At 58.9% G+C, this 16,604-nt stretch carries 14 protein-coding genes, 1 tRNA gene and 1 pseudogene; 12 read left to right on the forward strand and 4 right to left on the reverse strand.

The genetic code is table 11. The features are described from left to right. Window positions 1-177 precede the first annotated feature (177 nt). The 5 genes and pseudogenes from RBH10_RS03495 to RBH10_RS03515 all read left to right on the forward strand — a co-directional run bounded on the left by RBH10_RS03495 (window position 178) and on the right by RBH10_RS03515 (window position 5,557). Entirely contained in the window at window positions 178-1,089 is a 912-nt protein-coding gene (locus tag RBH10_RS03495) for a LysR family transcriptional regulator (protein WP_281039012.1), read from the forward strand. A 257-nt stretch (window positions 1,090-1,346) separates the two neighbouring features. Next, a complete protein-coding gene (locus RBH10_RS03500) occupies window positions 1,347-1,610 on the forward strand; it encodes a hypothetical protein (RefSeq protein WP_281039011.1) in 264 nt (87 codons plus the stop codon). 211 nt (window positions 1,611-1,821) lie between these two features. Then, window positions 1,822-3,478 (forward strand): annotated as a pseudogene (locus tag RBH10_RS03505) (phosphoethanolamine transferase). Between the two features lie 65 nt (window positions 3,479-3,543). Next, entirely contained in the window at window positions 3,544-4,197 is a 654-nt protein-coding gene (locus RBH10_RS03510) for a response regulator transcription factor (protein WP_045015643.1), read from the forward strand. Between the two features lie 22 nt (window positions 4,198-4,219). Beyond that, window positions 4,220-5,557 carry a HAMP domain-containing sensor histidine kinase gene (locus RBH10_RS03515; protein WP_281039009.1) on the forward strand — a complete coding sequence of 446 codons (1,338 nt, stop codon included), beginning with the start codon at window positions 4,220-4,222 and terminating at the stop codon, window positions 5,555-5,557. A 63-nt stretch (window positions 5,558-5,620) separates the two neighbouring features. On the opposite strand, the gene RBH10_RS03520 is transcribed toward RBH10_RS03515, so the two are convergent. Then, on the reverse strand, window positions 5,621-6,925 hold the full coding sequence (locus RBH10_RS03520; RefSeq protein ID WP_045015641.1) for an MFS transporter: 1,305 nt from the start codon (window positions 6,923-6,925) through the stop codon (window positions 5,621-5,623). 224 nt (window positions 6,926-7,149) lie between these two features. Between RBH10_RS03520 and RBH10_RS03525 the strand changes: the two genes are divergently transcribed. From RBH10_RS03525 to RBH10_RS03545, 5 genes are all read left to right on the forward strand, one after another. After that, the gene (locus RBH10_RS03525) at window positions 7,150-8,265 is read left to right on the forward strand and encodes an RHE_PE00001 family protein (protein ID WP_281039008.1); all 1,116 of its coding nucleotides are present in this window, start codon (window positions 7,150-7,152) and stop codon (window positions 8,263-8,265) included. Window positions 8,266-8,513: 248 nt separating this feature from the next. Continuing rightward, entirely contained in the window at window positions 8,514-8,744 is a 231-nt protein-coding gene (locus RBH10_RS03530) for a helix-turn-helix domain-containing protein (RefSeq protein ID WP_045015639.1), read from the forward strand. 227 nt (window positions 8,745-8,971) lie between these two features. Further along, window positions 8,972-10,222 carry an adenylate/guanylate cyclase domain-containing protein gene (locus RBH10_RS03535; RefSeq protein ID WP_281039007.1) on the forward strand — a complete coding sequence of 417 codons (1,251 nt, stop codon included), beginning with the start codon at window positions 8,972-8,974 and terminating at the stop codon, window positions 10,220-10,222. 199 nt (window positions 10,223-10,421) lie between these two features. Next, window positions 10,422-11,414, forward strand: coding sequence for an inositol 2-dehydrogenase (gene iolG / locus RBH10_RS03540; RefSeq protein WP_281039006.1), 993 nt, complete (start codon window positions 10,422-10,424; stop codon window positions 11,412-11,414). Window positions 11,415-11,820: 406 nt separating this feature from the next. Beyond that, window positions 11,821-12,705, forward strand: coding sequence for a DMT family transporter (locus RBH10_RS03545; protein WP_281039005.1), 885 nt, complete (start codon window positions 11,821-11,823; stop codon window positions 12,703-12,705). Window positions 12,706-12,727: 22 nt separating this feature from the next. Here the strand turns inward: RBH10_RS03545 and RBH10_RS03550 are convergent, their stop codons facing one another. Further along, window positions 12,728-13,783, reverse strand: coding sequence for an ornithine cyclodeaminase (locus tag RBH10_RS03550; protein ID WP_281039004.1), 1,056 nt, complete (start codon window positions 13,781-13,783; stop codon window positions 12,728-12,730). Between the two features lie 13 nt (window positions 13,784-13,796). Further along, the gene (gene rocF, locus RBH10_RS03555; RefSeq protein WP_281039002.1) at window positions 13,797-14,717 is read right to left on the reverse strand and encodes an arginase; all 921 of its coding nucleotides are present in this window, start codon (window positions 14,715-14,717) and stop codon (window positions 13,797-13,799) included. A gap of 132 nt (window positions 14,718-14,849) precedes the next feature. On the opposite strand from rocF, the gene RBH10_RS03560 reads away from it, so the two are divergent. Both RBH10_RS03560 and RBH10_RS03565 read left to right on the forward strand, forming a co-directional pair. Beyond that, window positions 14,850-15,287, forward strand: a complete 438-nt coding sequence (locus RBH10_RS03560) for an Lrp/AsnC family transcriptional regulator (RefSeq protein ID WP_045015633.1) — start codon at window positions 14,850-14,852, stop codon at window positions 15,285-15,287. 123 nt (window positions 15,288-15,410) lie between these two features. Continuing rightward, window positions 15,411-15,484: transfer RNA gene (locus tag RBH10_RS03565), tRNA-Gln, on the forward strand. A 132-nt stretch (window positions 15,485-15,616) separates the two neighbouring features. Here RBH10_RS03565 and RBH10_RS03570 read toward each other — a convergent pair. Beyond that, complete coding sequence (locus RBH10_RS03570) at window positions 15,617-16,603, reverse strand: beta-ketoacyl-ACP synthase III (RefSeq protein ID WP_281039001.1); 987 nt, start codon at window positions 16,601-16,603, stop codon at window positions 15,617-15,619. Window position 16,604 lies beyond the last annotated feature (1 nt).

Consider the following 16,604-nt stretch of genomic DNA (forward strand, 5'->3'; position numbering starts at 1 on the left):
TCAACCCGCGCCGCCACAAGGGCGGATATTTTTCTGGAGAATTTAACTCATCTTATTACGCAAGGTGTAGATTTTGATCCAATAAGCGACGCCGGTTTTTTTCAGAAGTATTGATTATGAAAATGTCGCCGGATAATAGCTTGGAATTATTCAAATCTGCTAAAAAAGGCCGTGACGATGGGCAGGAAACCGGCAAGCCGGGCGGAAACATTTGAGCTGCGACACCTGCGCTATTTCACCGTGCTGGTGGATGAACGCAATTTCGAGCGCGCCGCCGCCCGCCTCGGCATTGCCCAGCCGGGGCTGAGCCAGCAGATCATGGCGCTGGAGGACATTGTTGGGATGCCGCTCTTGGACCGGACGCGCCGGTCGGTGAAGCTGACAACCCCCGGCCAGCTTCTCTACGAGGACGCCCGGAAAATCCTTGCCAATGCCGAAGCGACGCTTGCGGCGCTGAAGCGCGTCGACCGTGGGGAAACCGGCCGCATCTCCATCGGTTATGTGGCATCCGCTGCCTATTCCGGCCTGCTCATCCAGTCGATCGCCAGTTTCCGCGCCTCCCATCCGGATGTCGAATTGCAGCTGATCGAAATGGAGATGCGGCTGCAACTGGCCAAGATCGCCGACGGCAATCTGGATTTCGCCTTCATCCGCCCGCCCGCGCCCATCCCGGAAGGCGTTGCGATGCATGTGGTCCTGCGCGAACCGCTGATGGCCGCGCTGCCGGAAAATCATCCCCTGGCCTTTGCGTTACAGATCGATCTCAAGAACCTCGCCGCAGAAACCTTCATCACCCCGCGACAGCCGCCGGATGTCGGCTTTCACTACAATACGATCGAGGCCTGTAACGAGGCCGGGTTCCAGCCCGTCATCAGCCCGGATGGCCGGGACTACACCACCATTGCCAGCATGGTGGCCATCGGCCTCGGTGTCGCGCTGGTGCCGCGCTCGCTCGATTGCCTGCGGCTTCCGGGCGTGCGTTACGTGTCGCTTGCGGCAAGTTCGACAACCTCGGACCTCGCCATCGCCCATCGGAAGACGGAAGCCTCTCCCGCCGTGAGAGCCTTTATTCTCCATACGCGTAACTGAGGCCGAAGACGTCCGCCCGGATGCCGAACGGCCAAACCATGCCTCCCGATCCGGGGACGAAAAATCTGCCGTCTTCCGTTTGGCCGGTATGGATGGCGATACCACCAGTGTCGCCAACCGCATGAGATTACGACATTCTCTTCAGCTGAGCCGGGTGCAGGACCGGAGCCCCGGCCTGACATTTGTCTTCCCCGCTTTTCCCCGCCATCCCGGGCCGCCGCATAATCACGGCGGATTTTGATTTACGGGAGACAGCAATGGCTGAGACTTACACACATTATGCCGCCGGCCTCGAATCACCGGCATCCCACGGTTTCGATATCGTTCCTGATGATACGAACCCGCTTCCGTCAGTCACACGCGCCATTTATGTCGGCAATGGCGGGCAGCTGTGCCTGACCCTGCTCTCCGGGGCGACGGTGACTTTCCAGAACCTGCCCGCAGGCAGCCTGCTGCCGGTTCGCGCCACGCGCGTCTTTTCAACGCGCACGACCGCAACGGGCATCGTCGGGCTGAACTAAATGACACTCCATCGCCATCTCGTCATCGACTTGAAAACCCAATCGTCACCGAATGACGCGGCGCAACATGACAAATATATGACAATCATTCAGGTTGACGTCAGCTAAATGATGCAACCGCCATCAATTAGCCTCTGAGGCAGCTCAAATACGGGCGCTCAAGCACCATCTTTGCTTGCGCCCGCTCTTATGAAACCGGTGGGACCTGATATTGGCTCTTTTTTCCGCGAAAGCGACAGGAACTGTAAATTTTCGTCCGGAAATCGGCAGTGTGCCGCTCTGTCTGCTGACGTCGGCTTATCTGCTGTTTTTCACGAACCAGACGTTCTGGTCGAAGGTTCACACCTATCTTTCCGCCTATCCGGTCGCCATCGTCGGGCTTTATGTTGCCATGGCGGCGCTTTTCGGCGCCCTCATCACGATTTTTTCCGCCAAATATCTCATCAAGCCGTTTCTGATCCTGCTGGTATTTGCCGCGGCCGCAGCCTCCTGGTTCATGGATCGATACGGCATCATCATCGACAGCGACATGATCCGTAACGCCATGGAGACGACGCGGGCAGAAGCGGGCAACCTGATGACGCCGGGCTTTCTCTGGCATCTGGCAATCTATGGGCTGGTGCCGTCGCTCGTCATCATTGCCGTCCGGGTTCGGCATCGGCCGATCCTCGGCACGCTGCTGTGGAACACCATCAGCATCCTGATCTGTCTCACCGTTGCCGGCATCATCAGTTTCGCGAATTCCAAAACATTCACCACTGCCGTGCGCCAGCACAAGGATATCGTCAAAAGCGCCAATCCATTGTCGCCGATCATATCCACCGTTCATTATCTGACGCAGGCCAAAACGGAAGCCGACATACAGGTAAGCCCGATCGGCACGGATGCTAAGGTTCTGCCGGCACTGGGCGGCATCCACAAGCCGCGCATCACCGTCATCGTGGCGGGCGAGACCGCCCGCGCCGCGAACTTTTCCCTGAACGGCTATGGGCGCGACACCAACCCCGAACTGGCAAAGCGCGATGTGATCTATTTCCCGAACACGACGAGCTGCGGCACCGCGACGGCAATTTCCATTCCCTGCATGTTCTCGAAATTCCCGCGTTCGGAGTACAGCCACAAGAAGGCGCTTGCCAACGAAAACGTCATGGATGTTCTCGTTCATGCCGGTGTCGGTGCAACCTGGCTGGACAACAATACCGGCAGCAAGAACGTGGCCGACCGCATTCCCTTTTTTGGACCTGCCTTCCACCAATGACGCCCGCTTCTGCACCGGTGGCGAATGCCGCGACGACATTTTCTACGACAAGCTCGACGCCTGGCTCGACAACGTCAAGAAGGACAGCGTCATCGTGCTGCACCAGATGGGTAGCCATGGGCCGACTTATTATCTGCGCTACACCGACGAATTCCGCAAATTCACCCCGGACTGCCGGACCGCCGAACTTGGCAATTGCACCGACGCCGAGATCGTGAATTCCTACGACAACACGCTTCTCTACACCGATCATTTCCTGGCGACCGTGATCGACAAGCTGAAGGCGCGCTCGAACAAGCTGGCAACGGGCATGATCTATGCCTCGGACCACGGTGAATCGCTTGGCGAAAACGGCGTCTATCTGCACGGCGCACCCTATCTGCTCGCGCCCGACCAGCAGACGCATGTGCCGTTTCTCGTATGGTTCGACGACGATTTCGCCAAATCCATGGGACTGGATCGGGCCTGCCTTGCCAAAGGCGCGGCACAGGGCGGTCGCTCCCACGACAATTATTTCCACAGCATCCTTGGAATGATGAACGTCTCCACTTCCGTCTACGATTCCTCGCAGGACGTGTTCGGCGGCTGCACCCAGCGCCAGAATAGCTGAACAGACAGTGCTTGACGCTTATCCCGTGAAAGCGATACGCAGGACGACGCGATAAAGGAGCTGTCTTGCGGGTTCTGCTTGTTGAAGACGATCATGTGCTGGGAGAGGCGCTGCGGGACCATGTCGCTGCGGCTGGCCACGCAGTCGACTGGTTCAAGATGCTGGATGATGCCACGGCGGCGACGCTGACCATGGCTTACGGCCTGATCCTGCTCGACATGCGGTTGCCGGATGGCGAGGGTATTACCCTTCTGCAATCGCTGCGCAACCGTGACGACTCGACACCGGTTATCATTCTGACGGCGCACGATCAGGTCTCCGACAGAATTGCCGGGCTGAATGCCGGCGCGGACGACTATCTGGTCAAGCCCTTCGATCTCAACGAGCTTTCAGCGCGCATGCTGGCGGTCTCGCGGCGTTACGAGGGGCGTTCCGCCCCGGTCATTCGCCTACCGGGTATCGAAATCAACCAGGTAGCGCGCAATATCGTCGTCGACGGAACGGCGCAGACACTCAGCGCCAGAGAATGGGCCGTGCTTGAAAAGCTGGTCGAACATCCCGGCGCGGTCGTTTCGAAATCGCAATTGCACGACACGCTCTACGAATTCGGCGCTGAAATAGAGAGCAACACGGTCGAGGTCTATATCAGCCGACTGCGCAAGAAAATCGGCCATGACCGCGTCGAGACCGTGCGCGGCGTCGGCTACACCATCAGGTAAGCAGAACTACAAGTAGGCAGAGATGGCCAGACCGACCAGCATGACCCGCAAGCTCGTCACGGCGCTGACCAGCGTTGTCGCCATATCCTGGCTTATCGCCTGCGGACTTGGCGTGATGGTGATGCAGGACGAGTTCGCCGAGATTTTCGACTCCGGCGTCGAGGAAACCGCCGAAAGGCTGCTGCCGCTGCTGGTGGACGATCTCAGGGAAAACAACACAGGCCCCGCCTCGCAAAAACTCAACCAGTCGGCGCATGCGGCGGAATATCTGACCTATCAGGTTCGCGACCGCGAGGGACAGGTCGTATTACATTCGCACGACAGCTCGACCGAACCTTTCGAGGTCTCGCTCGACCCCGGTTTTTCCGAAACGGCCACAAAGCGCATCTATACGGTCGCGACACCGGACGGGAATTATTTCCTTCAGGTCGCAGATGCCTTCGCCAACCGGCGTGAGGCGATCGAGGAAGCGGGTACCGCACTTTTGCTCCCCGTTCTCATTCTTATCCCCGCCAGCATCTTCGCCGTCATCGTCGTGGTGCGGAAAACCCTGCAACCGATACAGACGCTGCGCGACGAGATCGGGAGAAAGGACGGCGGCAATCTCGCGCCTGTGGAAACCCAGCCGTTTCCGGCCGAACTCCACCCGATCGCCCGGTCGGTCAATCTGCTGCTGAGAAGGCTGAGATCGACAATCGAGGCGGAGCGGGAATTTACCGCCAACAGCGCCCATGAATTGCGCACGCCGATTGCCGGCGCGCTGGCGCAGGCGCAGCGGCTGCATGCCGATATTCCGCCCGAACTTGCGCCGCGCGTGGAAAATATCGAAAAATCACTGCTGCATCTTGGCCATCTCGCCGAAAAACTGCTGCAGATGTCGCGTGCGGAAGCCCGGATCGGGGTAACCGATACGGCAACCGACCTGATCCCCGTTCTCGAACTCGTCATCGACGACATGATGAGAACGGCGATCGGCACGTCCCGTATCCGCTTCACCAATCGCTGCGAAGGCGGCCTTTACTGCAAGCTGGGCACGGATGCCTTTGGCATAATCGTACGCAACCTGCTCGAAAATGCCCTGATTCACAGCCCGGCGGAAAGCCCGGTGCAGATACTGGCCGACGAGAACGGCACGATCCGTGTCATCAATTCCGGCGCGGTCATCGACAAGGCGCTGCTTCCCAAACTGACGACACGTTTTGTCAGAGGTCCGTCAGAAGCGGACGGCACCGGGCTTGGGCTTGCCATCGTCAAAAGCCTGATGGAACAGATCGGCGGCGAACTGGTACTTTCATCTCCGGCACCGGGCAGACAGGACGGGTTCGAGGCTCGCATCGTGCTTCCGGTCGAGGCCGCCTGAATCCCTGAAAACAAAAAAGCCCCGCCAGAAGACGGGGCTTTCGTTGATATAAATTTTGATCGCTCAATCCTCGTGGATATGGCTGTGATCGCGCGTATCGCGCATCTTCACATAAACCACCAGCGACAGTGCAATCATGATCGTCACATACCAGAAGAACCAGTTTTCGTGGCCGATCTGCTTGAACTTCAAGGCAACGAATTCCGCCGTTCCGCCGAAAATGGTGTTCGCCAGCGCATAGGGCAGAGCAACGCCGAGCGCCCGGATATGGGCGGGGAACATTTCCGCCTTCACCACCGCATTGATGGACGTGTAGCCGGTGACGATCAGCAGGCCGACCAGAACGAGAGCGAAAGCCATGATCGGATCGGTCGTCGTCGCCAGCGTGGTGAAGATGAGATAGGTGAACAGCGTTCCGAGAATACCGAAGCCCACCATCAGCGGCTTGCGACCCACCTTGTCCGACAGCGCACCGGCGATCGGCTGGCACAGCATGAAGACGAAGAGTGCCGCCGTGGTAATTTCGGTCGCGCTTTCCTTGCTGAAGCCGGAGGTGTTGACGAGGAATTTCTGCAGATAGGTCGTATAGGCGTAAAAGGCGAGCGTGCCGCCTGATGTCAGCGCCATGACCATCAGCGCCTCCCGCGGGTAGTGCTTGAACAGCGCCCATCCGCTGGATTTCGGCTTGTCTGCTGCGCCCGCCTTGGCGTTTGCAAAGGACTGCGTCTCGGCGAGGCCACGACGGATGTAAAACACCGCAATCGCAAGAACGCCGCCAATGAAGAAGGGAATGCGCCAGCCCCAGGAGCCGAGTTGTTCCGGTGTCAGAACCCGCTGCAGGACCAAAAGCACCGCCAGCGCCAGAAGCTGACCAGAAATCAACGTCACATACTGGAAGCTGGAGAAGAAGCCGCGACGGTTCTTGCCGGCCATTTCGCTGAGATATGTCGCGCTGGCGCCATATTCGCCGCCGACGCTGATGCCCTGCAGAAGACGCGCGAACACCAGAATGGCGGGTGCTGCAATACCGATCGTCTCATGGCCGGGCGTAATCGCGATCAGGAGCGAGCCGAGGCACATCAGCGTGACTGACAATGTCAGGCCAGCCTTGCGGCCCTTGCGATCGGCATAGGTTCCCATGAACCACGCCCCGATGGGCCGCATCAGAAAGCCAACGGCGAACACGGCGGCGGCGCTCAGCAATTCGGCGGTCTGGTTACCGGAGGGGAAAAACACCGGTGCGAAATAAAGGGTGAAGGCCGAATAGACGTACCAGTCGTACCATTCGACGAGGTTGCCCGCCGATCCACCGATAATGGATTTCAAACGGGTTTTCTGATCCGGTGCCGCGGCGGGACCATTTGCCATAATATTCACGGGTTGACTCCAATTCATCTTCGCCTGGAGATGGAAGGGCGAACGGAAGGTGTGATAATTTGTCGCTCTCGGAGGGGGTATATACCCGGCATATTGCAATGCGCAAGTTTACGCTGCAATGCAACATAGTGACGGACACCTTGGTTTCCCATCTTCCGCACCGGACCATTGCAAGCCACCTTGTCACCCGGCCGTGCTCAAACTAAAAAATATCAATGATTTACGATATATCGGACATCCAGATCGAAAAGCTTCTCATTGCCGCCGCCCGCGCGGGCGAAGCGCTGGCGCGGCTGGACGAGCGGATAAGCCGGTCACCGATGAAACACGGTTTCATCGAGAGACAGGATTTCACCGATGCGATTTCCTCCATGTGGGTCGATGGTGAACTCGTCCATATGGAAGATCTCGTCCTGCATGACGCCCATATGGATGTGCGGGCGCCCACCCATGAAATGACGGCGGCGCACCGGATTCTCCGGTCGAGACGGCTGATTTTTTCCAACGCGCCAGGCTGGGCCTTCACCGCACCGGGTCTTTCCCGCCTGCGCGGCAGGATGGCAATTGCCGCCGACGAGACGGCATTTACCCCGGAAACCGTGGATCATTCCGGCGATGAAGAGGTCGACACAGACGGGGAAACACCGCTGGATGGGGCCTTTTCCGAACTGGACGCGCTTCTCGCGCGAAGTGCTGCCACGCTGAACGCGATCACTGCCGGCAACGCGCTACCGCCCGTGATACATCGGGACGAAGGCAATCCAATGGTCAACGATCCCGATTGGGACGAGGAGGAAAGGCTGCAAGAATGGCGGCAGGTCCACAGCCGGACGGACGAACTGCCGGCGATCCTGCGGACCGCAATCCTGCTGGATGCCTGGAACATGATCGAGGTTCTGCAACGCAGCCCCTGGCTCGGCAGGCTTATGGCCGCCGCTTTTCTGCGCGACGGGGCCGTCGCGCCCGATCACCTGCCGGCACTCAGCGCCGGTCTTCGCGCAGTCCCCCGCGAGCGTCGGCATGCCAGAAACCAGACACAACGCCTCGCAGCCCTCCTCGACAGTTTCTACGAAGCCGCTCTGGCCAGCATGAAGGAACATGACAGGCTGACCCACGCCAGAGAGCGCATGATGCGCAAACTGGCCGGCCGGCGCTCGTCTTCGCGCCTGCCCGAGCTGGTGGAGCTGGTGGTCTCCCGGCCGGTGGTCTCGGCGGCGATGATCGTCAAGGAACTCGGCACCACGCCGCAAGGGGCGATCGGGCTCGCCAATCAGCTGGAATTACGGGAGGTTACCGGCCGTGGCCGCTTCCGCGCCTGGGGTATGCTTTAGTGTCCAGCGCTCCGCCTTAATCCGCTAAAACTCCGAAAAATCATATTTTTTCGACCCCTTTTCCGGCTGAAAAATGCCGCGATCACGAAACTTAACAAAATTTAACTATTGCGTAGGTGGGTGAAGCGGCTATGTTCTCGCTGCGTTGCAGCAACGATTTTTTCTCCGGCAACGCGGCCGCATTCGGCTCTGGCAACCTTTTTTTGCCACCCGCATTAAAGTGTCCACCATGAGGGAGATGCAAAAAAATGACAATTTCAGTCTCACAGCCCAATTCCGATCACGAAACAGATGCTCCTTTCGCCCGAAAGGTTCTGACGGCGCGCAATCTCGCCGGATATACCATCGAACAGCTCGCCATTACCTGTGGCCTGACGACCAGCGAAATTCGCGCTCTCGAAGAGGGTACGGATAGCGATCCGTCGCGCATCAGGCGCGTTGCCGCCGCCCTGCATATTCCTGTCGAAACCGTTATCTGATCGTTCACAACGATCCGAACCAAATCTCAGCGCCGCCGGGACGATGTTCACGGCAACATCCAGGCGGCGCGCGTAACCGGCTGAACGCCGCCGGTTCCTCCGGAACATTTTCCGCTCCGCTCTCTTAACATTTCCGTTACCCGGCACCACATGATGTCCGCACCACGGACCACGTTCGGCATCTGGCCCGCCCGCACGAGAGCAGCAACAACCTCCGGAATCCTGCGATGACACTTAATCTCGACACCGAAGAACGGGTTTCTTCAGCATTGGATGAATTGTGGCCAGCGGAGAAAACGGAAATTCTCGACTGGCTCGTCACCGGTACGAAGGACCAGCGTTTTATCGATGAGATATTCTTCGAGCTTTGCAACAGGTTGCGGGAGAGCGGAATTTCCGTCGCGCGGGGCGCGCTTGCCTTCCGCATTCGTCATCCGCAATGGCTTGGCGCGCGGATCCTGTGGAAGGCTGGCATATCAGCCGCCGAGATCACCACCTATGGCTATGGGGCGGAGAATACGCCCGAATATCTGAACAGCCCCATCAACGACATCCATCAGGGCGCGACCGAGATCCGCCTTCGGTTGAGCGGTGACGACACCGACCTGCCTGGTTATACGATCTATGAGGAACTGCGCGCCGACGGGCTGACGGATTATTTCGCGTGGCCGATCGAACATACATTCGGCAAACGTCATGTCGCCACGTTTTCCAGCGACCGGCCGGGCGGCTTTTCGGAAGAGGAAGTCCTCGCCTTGAAAAACCTGCTGCCGGCGCTCGCGCTGGTCAGCGAAATACGCCTGAAAAACCGCATGACCCGCACCCTGCTGGAGACCTATGTTGGCCCCCATGCGGGCGAAAAAATCCTCAATGGCGCAACGACGCGTGGCAGCGGCATAACAGTGGGCGCCGCGATCCTGATCTGCGACCTGCGCAACTTCACCCATATTTCCGATCTCTGGCCGCGCGATGACGTGATCGAGCTGCTGAACGGTTATTTCGACGCCATGTGCGATCCGATCGAGGAATTCGGTGGTGAAATCCTGAAATTCATGGGCGACGGGCTGCTGGCGATTTTCCCGCTCAGCGATCCGCAGGCCTGTGAAAACCTCATGAAAGCCATTGCCAGCGCCCAGAAAAGTCTCGTTGCCCTCAATGACATCAATTGCGAGAAAGGCCACGACCCGCTGGGTTACGGCATCGGCGTGCATGTCGGCGATGTCATGTACGGCAATATCGGCTCGAAAACCCGCCTTGATTTTACCGTCATCGGCCCTGCCGTAAACATCGCGTCGCGGCTTGAAACGTTGACCAAGGAAACCGGCCGCAACGTGCTTTTTTCCGAAGAATTCGTCCGCATGGCCGGCCATGAGGATAGACTGGAAAACCTGGGGCCATGGCTGCTGCGCGGCCTAGAAACCCCGGTCGAGGTCTATGCGCTCCCCCAGCATACGGTCCCCACACCCTCCGTCGACTGAGCGTCTACGCAAACTTTCGCTGGTGTCGCGCGCGCCTCCAGAGGAATGATTTCAGCCGCCCCGACCATCGTCAAAACGCTTGACACGCCTCCGATGTCGATCTAGCAAAATAGAACATATATTCCATATCGAAACATTGCTTGCATTCATATTCTGTCTTTCCGGGAGTGGAAGACGGGTGTGAGGAACCGGAGGAAAGATGGTTACGAAATTGGCACTGCTCGGCGCTGGACGGATCGGCAAGGTCCACGCCAAGGCGATCACCACCGACAGCCGCGCAAAGCTGGTAGCCGTTGTGGACGCCGTGGCCGGTGCTGCGGAAGCAATCGCCCGTGAAGCGCAGTGCAAGGTCAGCACAATCGATGAGGTTCTGGCCGACAAAACGATCGACGCCGTCATCATCTGCACGCCGACCAACACCCATGCCGACCTGATCGAGCGTTTCGCCCGCGCCGGCAAGGCCATCTTCTGCGAAAAGCCCGTCGATCTCGATGTTGCCCGCGCGGAAGCCTGCGCCAAGGTGGTTGAGGAAACCGGTGCGAAAGTGATGCTCGGTTTCAACCGGCGTTTCGATCCGCATTTCCAGGCCGTGCACAAGGCAATCGAGGACGGCCGCATCGGCAAGGTGGAAATGGTGACCATTACCAGCCGCGATCCCGGCCCGCCGCCGGCCGAATATATCAAGGTTTCCGGCGGCATTTTCCGCGACATGACCATCCATGATTTCGACATGGCGCGGTTCCTGCTCGGGGAGGAAGTGGAAAGCGTGTTCGCCACCGGTTCCGTTCTCGTCAATCCGGAGATCGGCACACTTGGCGATTTCGACAGCGCCAGCATCATTCTGACGACGAAAAGCGGCAGACAAGCAAGCATTTCGAATTCGCGACGCGCGACCTACGGTTACGACCAGCGCATCGAAGTGCACGGTTCGCTGGGTTCGGCGGCGGCTGAAAACCAGCGACCGGTCTCCATCGAGATCGCCAATGCTGAAGGCTATACCCGCCCGCCGCTGCATGATTTCTTCATGACGCGTTACACGGCGGCCTATGCTGCGGAAATCACCGCTTTCATCGACTGCATCGAAAACAATGTAGCTCCGTCGCCTTCTATCAAGGACGGGCTGATCGCACTGAAACTGGCCGACGCGGCGCTGAAATCCGTGGCCTCGAAAGCGGCCGTGACGATCGGCTGATCGCCATACATACGCAATAGCGTATTGCTGAATACCTGTCCGCCGCGCAATTGCTGACGGCGGACAGCCCGTTTTACAAAGGCCTCGAATGGGAGAGCGAAAACCTCTCACCAAATTCCGAGTCACCCTCGGGCTTGAACCGCGGATGACCGAGGAGAGGTTGTGGCGGTAAAGCCCCATATCGGGGGGCACAGCCAAGGCTGCTGCATCCTCACGAGTTCGAGCGACACCGCCCCCACATCCCCGGCCAGCAACCTGCCTATTGAAAAGGCAGCCTCCGCACTTGCATACCAGCTATTCGGAAAATAAGGTTGTCTGACAACACGCAGCCAGACCATATGGTTGCTATTCACCTTATTAACGCCGAATCCTCTTTTGCCGGCAACAGCCGGACAGCGGTTTATTTATGCCATCACCCAAGACCGGTTATCTTTATGCGCTCATCGCCTTCACGATCTTTGCAGCGCAGGATGGCATATCGAAACACCTGGGTAGCTCTTACCCGCCCGTCTTCGTTGCCATGCTTCGATACTGGGCCTTCGCCATCTTCGTTTTGCTGATGGCCGCAAAGTCCTCGGGCGGCATCCGGGGCGCCGTCATGGCCAACCGTCCGTGGCTTCAGGTCGGCCGCGGTGTCCTTCTTGCCGTCCAGATCGTTTTTTCCATCTTCTCCTTTGCCGTTGTCGGGCTTGCGCACAGCCATTCCATCCTCGCTTCAGCACCGCTGATCGTTGCCGCACTTTCCGTGCCACTGCTGGGAGAACATGTGGGTTGGCGGCGCTGGTGCGCCATTTTCGTCGGCTTCATCGGCGTCCTCGTCATTCTGAAACCCGATGGCGAAGGTTTCGACAACCGCCTGCTGATCACCTTCATCGCCGCCTTCATGCTTGCGCTTTACAGCGTCCTGACCCGCCTCGGCAGCAAGAGCGATTCGGCGATGACGAGCTTCTTTTATACCGGCGTGGCCGGTGCGGCGGCGCTGACACTGGTCGGCCCGTTTTATTGGGTTAGCCTCGCACCTCAGGATTGGGGCTGGATGCTGGCGCTGTGCATTACCGGCATGAGCGGCCATTATTGCCTGATCAAGGCATTCGAACTGGCGGACGCGGCTTCCGTGCAGCCGTTTTCCTATTACCAGCTGGTGCTCGTCTCCATCATCGGCGTCACCGTCTATGGCGAGGTTCTAACATCCAATATGGTTCTGGGCGCAGCGATCGTGATTGCCGCCGGCCTCTTCACCATCTGGCGCGAACATGCGGTTGCCCGGAAGCAACGCCGACAGGCGGACTAACTTCACGCCCGTTAGCACCCTCTCAGGCGAGAGCCGCCTCGCAACGCAGCAGCATTCCAAACAGGTCGCGCGGCTCATCCGGATCGGCCAGCAAATCCAGCTCCGTGTAAAGCCCGGTGGCAGCCAGTTTCGAGCGCACATAACGCAGCGCCGAAAAATCCTCGGTCGCGAAACCGACGCTGTCGAACAGCGTGATCTGCCTGTCGGTTACCCGTCCCTGCTTTTGACCTGATATGACCTGCCATAGTTCGGTGACGGGGTAGTCCGCCGGCAATTGCTGGATTTCACCTTCGATGCGCGTCTGCGGCGGGTATTCCACGAAAATATCGGATCGGAGCAGAATGTCCCGGTGCAACTCCGTCTTGCCGGGGCAATCGCCACCGACAGCGTTGATGTGAATGCCGGGGCCCACCATGTTGTCGGTCAGGATCGTCGCATATTGCTTGTCAGCCGTGACGGTGGTGATGATATCTGCACCTTCCACTGCGCTCTGCGCGCTATCGCAAATCTCGATGGTAAAACCCTGCCCGGCAAGATTGCGGGCGCATTTTTCACTGGCGGACCGGTCAATATCGAAGAGCCGTACCGTGTCGACGCCGAGAATGGCCTTGAAAGCGCGCGCCTGGAATTCGCTCTGCGCGCCATTGCCGATGATGGCCATCGAGCGGGAATTTTTACGGGCGAGATGTTTTGCAGCGACGGCTGAAGTGGCGGCGGTGCGCAGCGCCGTCAGGATCGTCATCTCGGTCAGAAGCAGTGGATAACCGTTGCCGACATCGGAAAGTACACCGAAAGCCGTCACCGTCTGGCGGCCTTCCTTCATGTTCTTCGGATGGCCGTTCACATATTTGAAGCCGTAAAGCGTACCATCGCTGGTTGGCATCAGTTCGATGACGCCCTCCTTCGAATGCGAGGCGATACGCGGCGTCTTGTTGAAGCTCTCCCAGCGGCGGAAATCCTCCTCCACCACATCGGCAAGCTCGCGCAGGAACGTATCGATCCCGACGCGCAGCACGAGTTTCATCATGTGATCGACGCTGACGAAAGGCACGATATTGAGGTTCGGTATTACCGTCATCGCATCATCCCCTTCAGCCGGCCCGCGTCGGACGGTCCATGACCCGCTTGCCCATCAGGCTGGCGGCCAGATCGACCATCAAGGTCGCCGTCCTGCCGCGCTCATCGAGAAACGGGTTAAGTTCCACCAGATCGAGACTGCATACCAGCCCGCTATCATGCAGCATTTCCATCACCAGATGCGCCTCGCGGAACGTCGCCCCGCCCGGAACCGTGGTACCGACCGCAGGCGCGATGGACGGTTCGAGGAAATCGACATCGAGGCTGACATGCAACAGGCCGTTTGCCGCCTGAACCCGCGCCAGGAATGCCCGCAGCAGAACCGCAACGCCATGTTCGTCTATCGAGCGCATGTCGTGAACGGTGATGCCGCTGTCTTCCAGTGCGGCTCTCTCTGCCGGATCGACGCTGCGGATGCCGATCATGCCGATATTTTCTTCTGGAACCGTATGGGAGAGCGGCGGGAAGTAACCCGCAAATCCGTCACCACCGCTGAAATAAGCGACCGGCGTGCCATGCAGGTTACCGCTGCGCGTCGTTTCCAGCGTGTGGTAATCGGTGTGGGCATCAAGCCAGAGCACGAAAAACGGCCGGCCACTTTCGGCCACCCGACGCGCCATGCCGGCCACGGTTCCGGCCGAAATCGCATGGTCGCCGCCGAGAAAGATCGGCACGGCGTCGGCACTTTCACGATAGGCCGCCTCCGTCAGCGCCTCGGTCCAGGCCACCGTTTCGGAGAGGTGATGCACCGCCGGATTGGGATGGCAAAATTCCCTGAGCGGCGCCGGTGTCACGTTGCCGGTATCGACCACATGATGGCCCAGATCCTCCAGCGCGCGCGTAAGACCGGCAATGCGATACGCACTCGGCCCCATCTCACACCCCAATTGCCCGGCACCGATTTGCAACGGCGCACCGATCAGCCTGATATCCATTTGAGTCCTCGTTTTTCCCAATCGACAATCCCAGTCTCTCACAGAGACATGGCGGAATGAACATAAAATATTGGCAATATTATCGAAATAGGCTATCGATCTGGTAAAATTTATTGATCAGAATGGTTAGTGATGGACATCCTCGACGAACGACTCGTAACCCTTTTACGGCATAACGGCCGACGCAGCATTTCTGATCTGGCGATCGAGACGGAAACCTCTCGCGCGACTGTGCGCTCGCGCGTCGAAAAAATGGAAAACGACGGAACCATCATCGGCTACACCGTCATCCTGCGCGCCGACGCCGTGGAGGCGGCGATCCGCGGCATCATGATGATCGAGATTGAAGGCCATGTGACGGACCGGGTCATCCGCACGCTCGGCGGTTTTCCGGAAATTTCCGAAATCCACACCACCAATGGGCGCTGGGACCTGATCGTGGAGCTTAACGCCGCCACGCTCAGCGATTTCGACGCCGTTCTGCGCCGCATCCGCCTTGTGCCCGGCATCACCGGCAGCGAGACCAGCCTTCTGCTCTCCACCCCACGCTCCACCCGTGCGCGGCTCTAATCAACAGACGAAACGCAAAAGAACAGCGAAAACGCATTTTTCGATTTTTTCGACTTGCGCCCCGCAAGAAATCATCTATATGACGACCCACCAAAGCGAACGCGACAACGCGCTTCAGGCTTTTGGGGAATAGTTCAATGGTAGAACGACGGACTCTGACTCCGTTAATCTTGGTTCGAGTCCAGGTTCCCCAGCCAAATTTCTCCAAACAAAATCAAACTGTTTCGAGTACGCAAGCTGCACCGCCGTGCGTTGTGGCTATCAACCGCAATTATACGCACGGCCCGACCCCGCTCAGGCGTTTCCGCACACTCTCGCATCCGGTTGACCTAATCCCGATAAACCACCGCGCCCCCGGTCATGCCCGCCCCCGCGGCGGTCAATAGCAGCGTTTCGCCCTCAGCAAAGGGCCGTTCGGCATTGGCGACGGAAAGCGATAGCGGAATGGTTGCGGCAGAGGAGTTGCCGAAGGTTTCCACCGTGCGGATCGTCTTCTGCCGGTCGATGCCGAGATTGCCGCAGACGGCGTCGAACATGCGGGCATTGGCCTGATGGGGTACGAAGCGGTCGACATCGGCCGCGGTCATTCCGGCCTGTTGCAGCGCCCGTTCCGAAGTCTGCGTCATCATGGCCACGGCGCGGGAGAAGACCTCGCGTCCGTCTCGCATCGTCATCAAAGTATCTTCAATCTGCGTGTCAGCGGAAAAAGGCTGGCTGCTGCCGCCGGCCGCTATCTGGATTAGATCGTAACCGCTGCCATCGGAAACGAGATCAGCCGACAGCAAGCCCCGCTGCGCATCCCGGCATGGGGCAAGCACAACGGCACCGGCAGCGTCGGCGAAGAGGACCGCGCTCGCCCTTTCCGCCGGATTGATACGGCGGCTCAGAATATTGGCGGCAACGACGAGCACCGCACGACCGTGAGTGCGGACAAAACCGTCCGCAAGAGTGAGTGCATAAAGAAAACCGGAGCAGGCCCCGGCAAGATCTATCGCGCCTGAGTGCGTCAGGCCCAGCCGGTGCGCGAGCAGCGGTGCGGAAGGCGGCAATAGATGATCTGGCGTCGAGGTCGCCAGAAGTGTCAACGCGATATCGTCGCAGCCGATTTTCGCGTTTTCCAGCGCCATGCGGCCGGCCTTTTCGGCAAGGCCGCTCAACGTCTCGCCCTCTTCGGCCCAATAACGTGTACGGATGCCCGTCCGCCGCTCGATCCAACCAGCCTCCAGCCCCAGACGCGTCTCTATCTCGGCATTGCCGACACATCGCGTCGGAACTGCATGGCCGAAACCGACCATGCGGGAAGAACGTATCTGCATT

The organism is Rhizobium sp. AN73 (genome assembly GCF_030757975.1).
GTDB classification, from domain to species: domain Bacteria; phylum Pseudomonadota; class Alphaproteobacteria; order Rhizobiales; family Rhizobiaceae; genus Agrobacterium; species Agrobacterium arsenijevicii.

Excerpts from the sequence above, each read along its gene's own strand:
- RBH10_RS03520 (WP_045015641.1), bottom strand. The coding sequence starts at position 6,925 with ATGGCAAATGGTCCCGCCGCGGCACCGGATCAGAAAACCCGTTTGAAA.
- RBH10_RS03535 (WP_281039007.1), top strand. The coding sequence starts at position 8,972 with ATGACACTTAATCTCGACACCGAAGAACGGGTTTCTTCAGCATTGGAT.
- RBH10_RS03515 (WP_281039009.1), top strand. The coding sequence starts at position 4,220 with ATGGCCAGACCGACCAGCATGACCCGCAAGCTCGTCACGGCGCTGACC.
- rocF (WP_281039002.1), bottom strand. The coding sequence starts at position 14,717 with ATGGATATCAGGCTGATCGGTGCGCCGTTGCAAATCGGTGCCGGGCAA.
- RBH10_RS03495 (WP_281039012.1), top strand. The coding sequence starts at position 178 with ATGGGCAGGAAACCGGCAAGCCGGGCGGAAACATTTGAGCTGCGACAC.
- RBH10_RS03570 (WP_281039001.1), bottom strand. The coding sequence starts at position 16,603 with ATGCAGATACGTTCTTCCCGCATGGTCGGTTTCGGCCATGCAGTTCCG.
- RBH10_RS03560 (WP_045015633.1), top strand. The coding sequence starts at position 14,850 with ATGGACATCCTCGACGAACGACTCGTAACCCTTTTACGGCATAACGGC.
- RBH10_RS03550 (WP_281039004.1), bottom strand. The coding sequence starts at position 13,783 with ATGACGGTAATACCGAACCTCAATATCGTGCCTTTCGTCAGCGTCGAT.
- RBH10_RS03545 (WP_281039005.1), top strand. The coding sequence starts at position 11,821 with ATGCCATCACCCAAGACCGGTTATCTTTATGCGCTCATCGCCTTCACG.
- RBH10_RS03530 (WP_045015639.1), top strand. The coding sequence starts at position 8,514 with ATGACAATTTCAGTCTCACAGCCCAATTCCGATCACGAAACAGATGCT.
- RBH10_RS03525 (WP_281039008.1), top strand. The coding sequence starts at position 7,150 with ATGATTTACGATATATCGGACATCCAGATCGAAAAGCTTCTCATTGCC.
- RBH10_RS03500 (WP_281039011.1), top strand. The coding sequence starts at position 1,347 with ATGGCTGAGACTTACACACATTATGCCGCCGGCCTCGAATCACCGGCA.
- iolG (WP_281039006.1), top strand. The coding sequence starts at position 10,422 with ATGGTTACGAAATTGGCACTGCTCGGCGCTGGACGGATCGGCAAGGTC.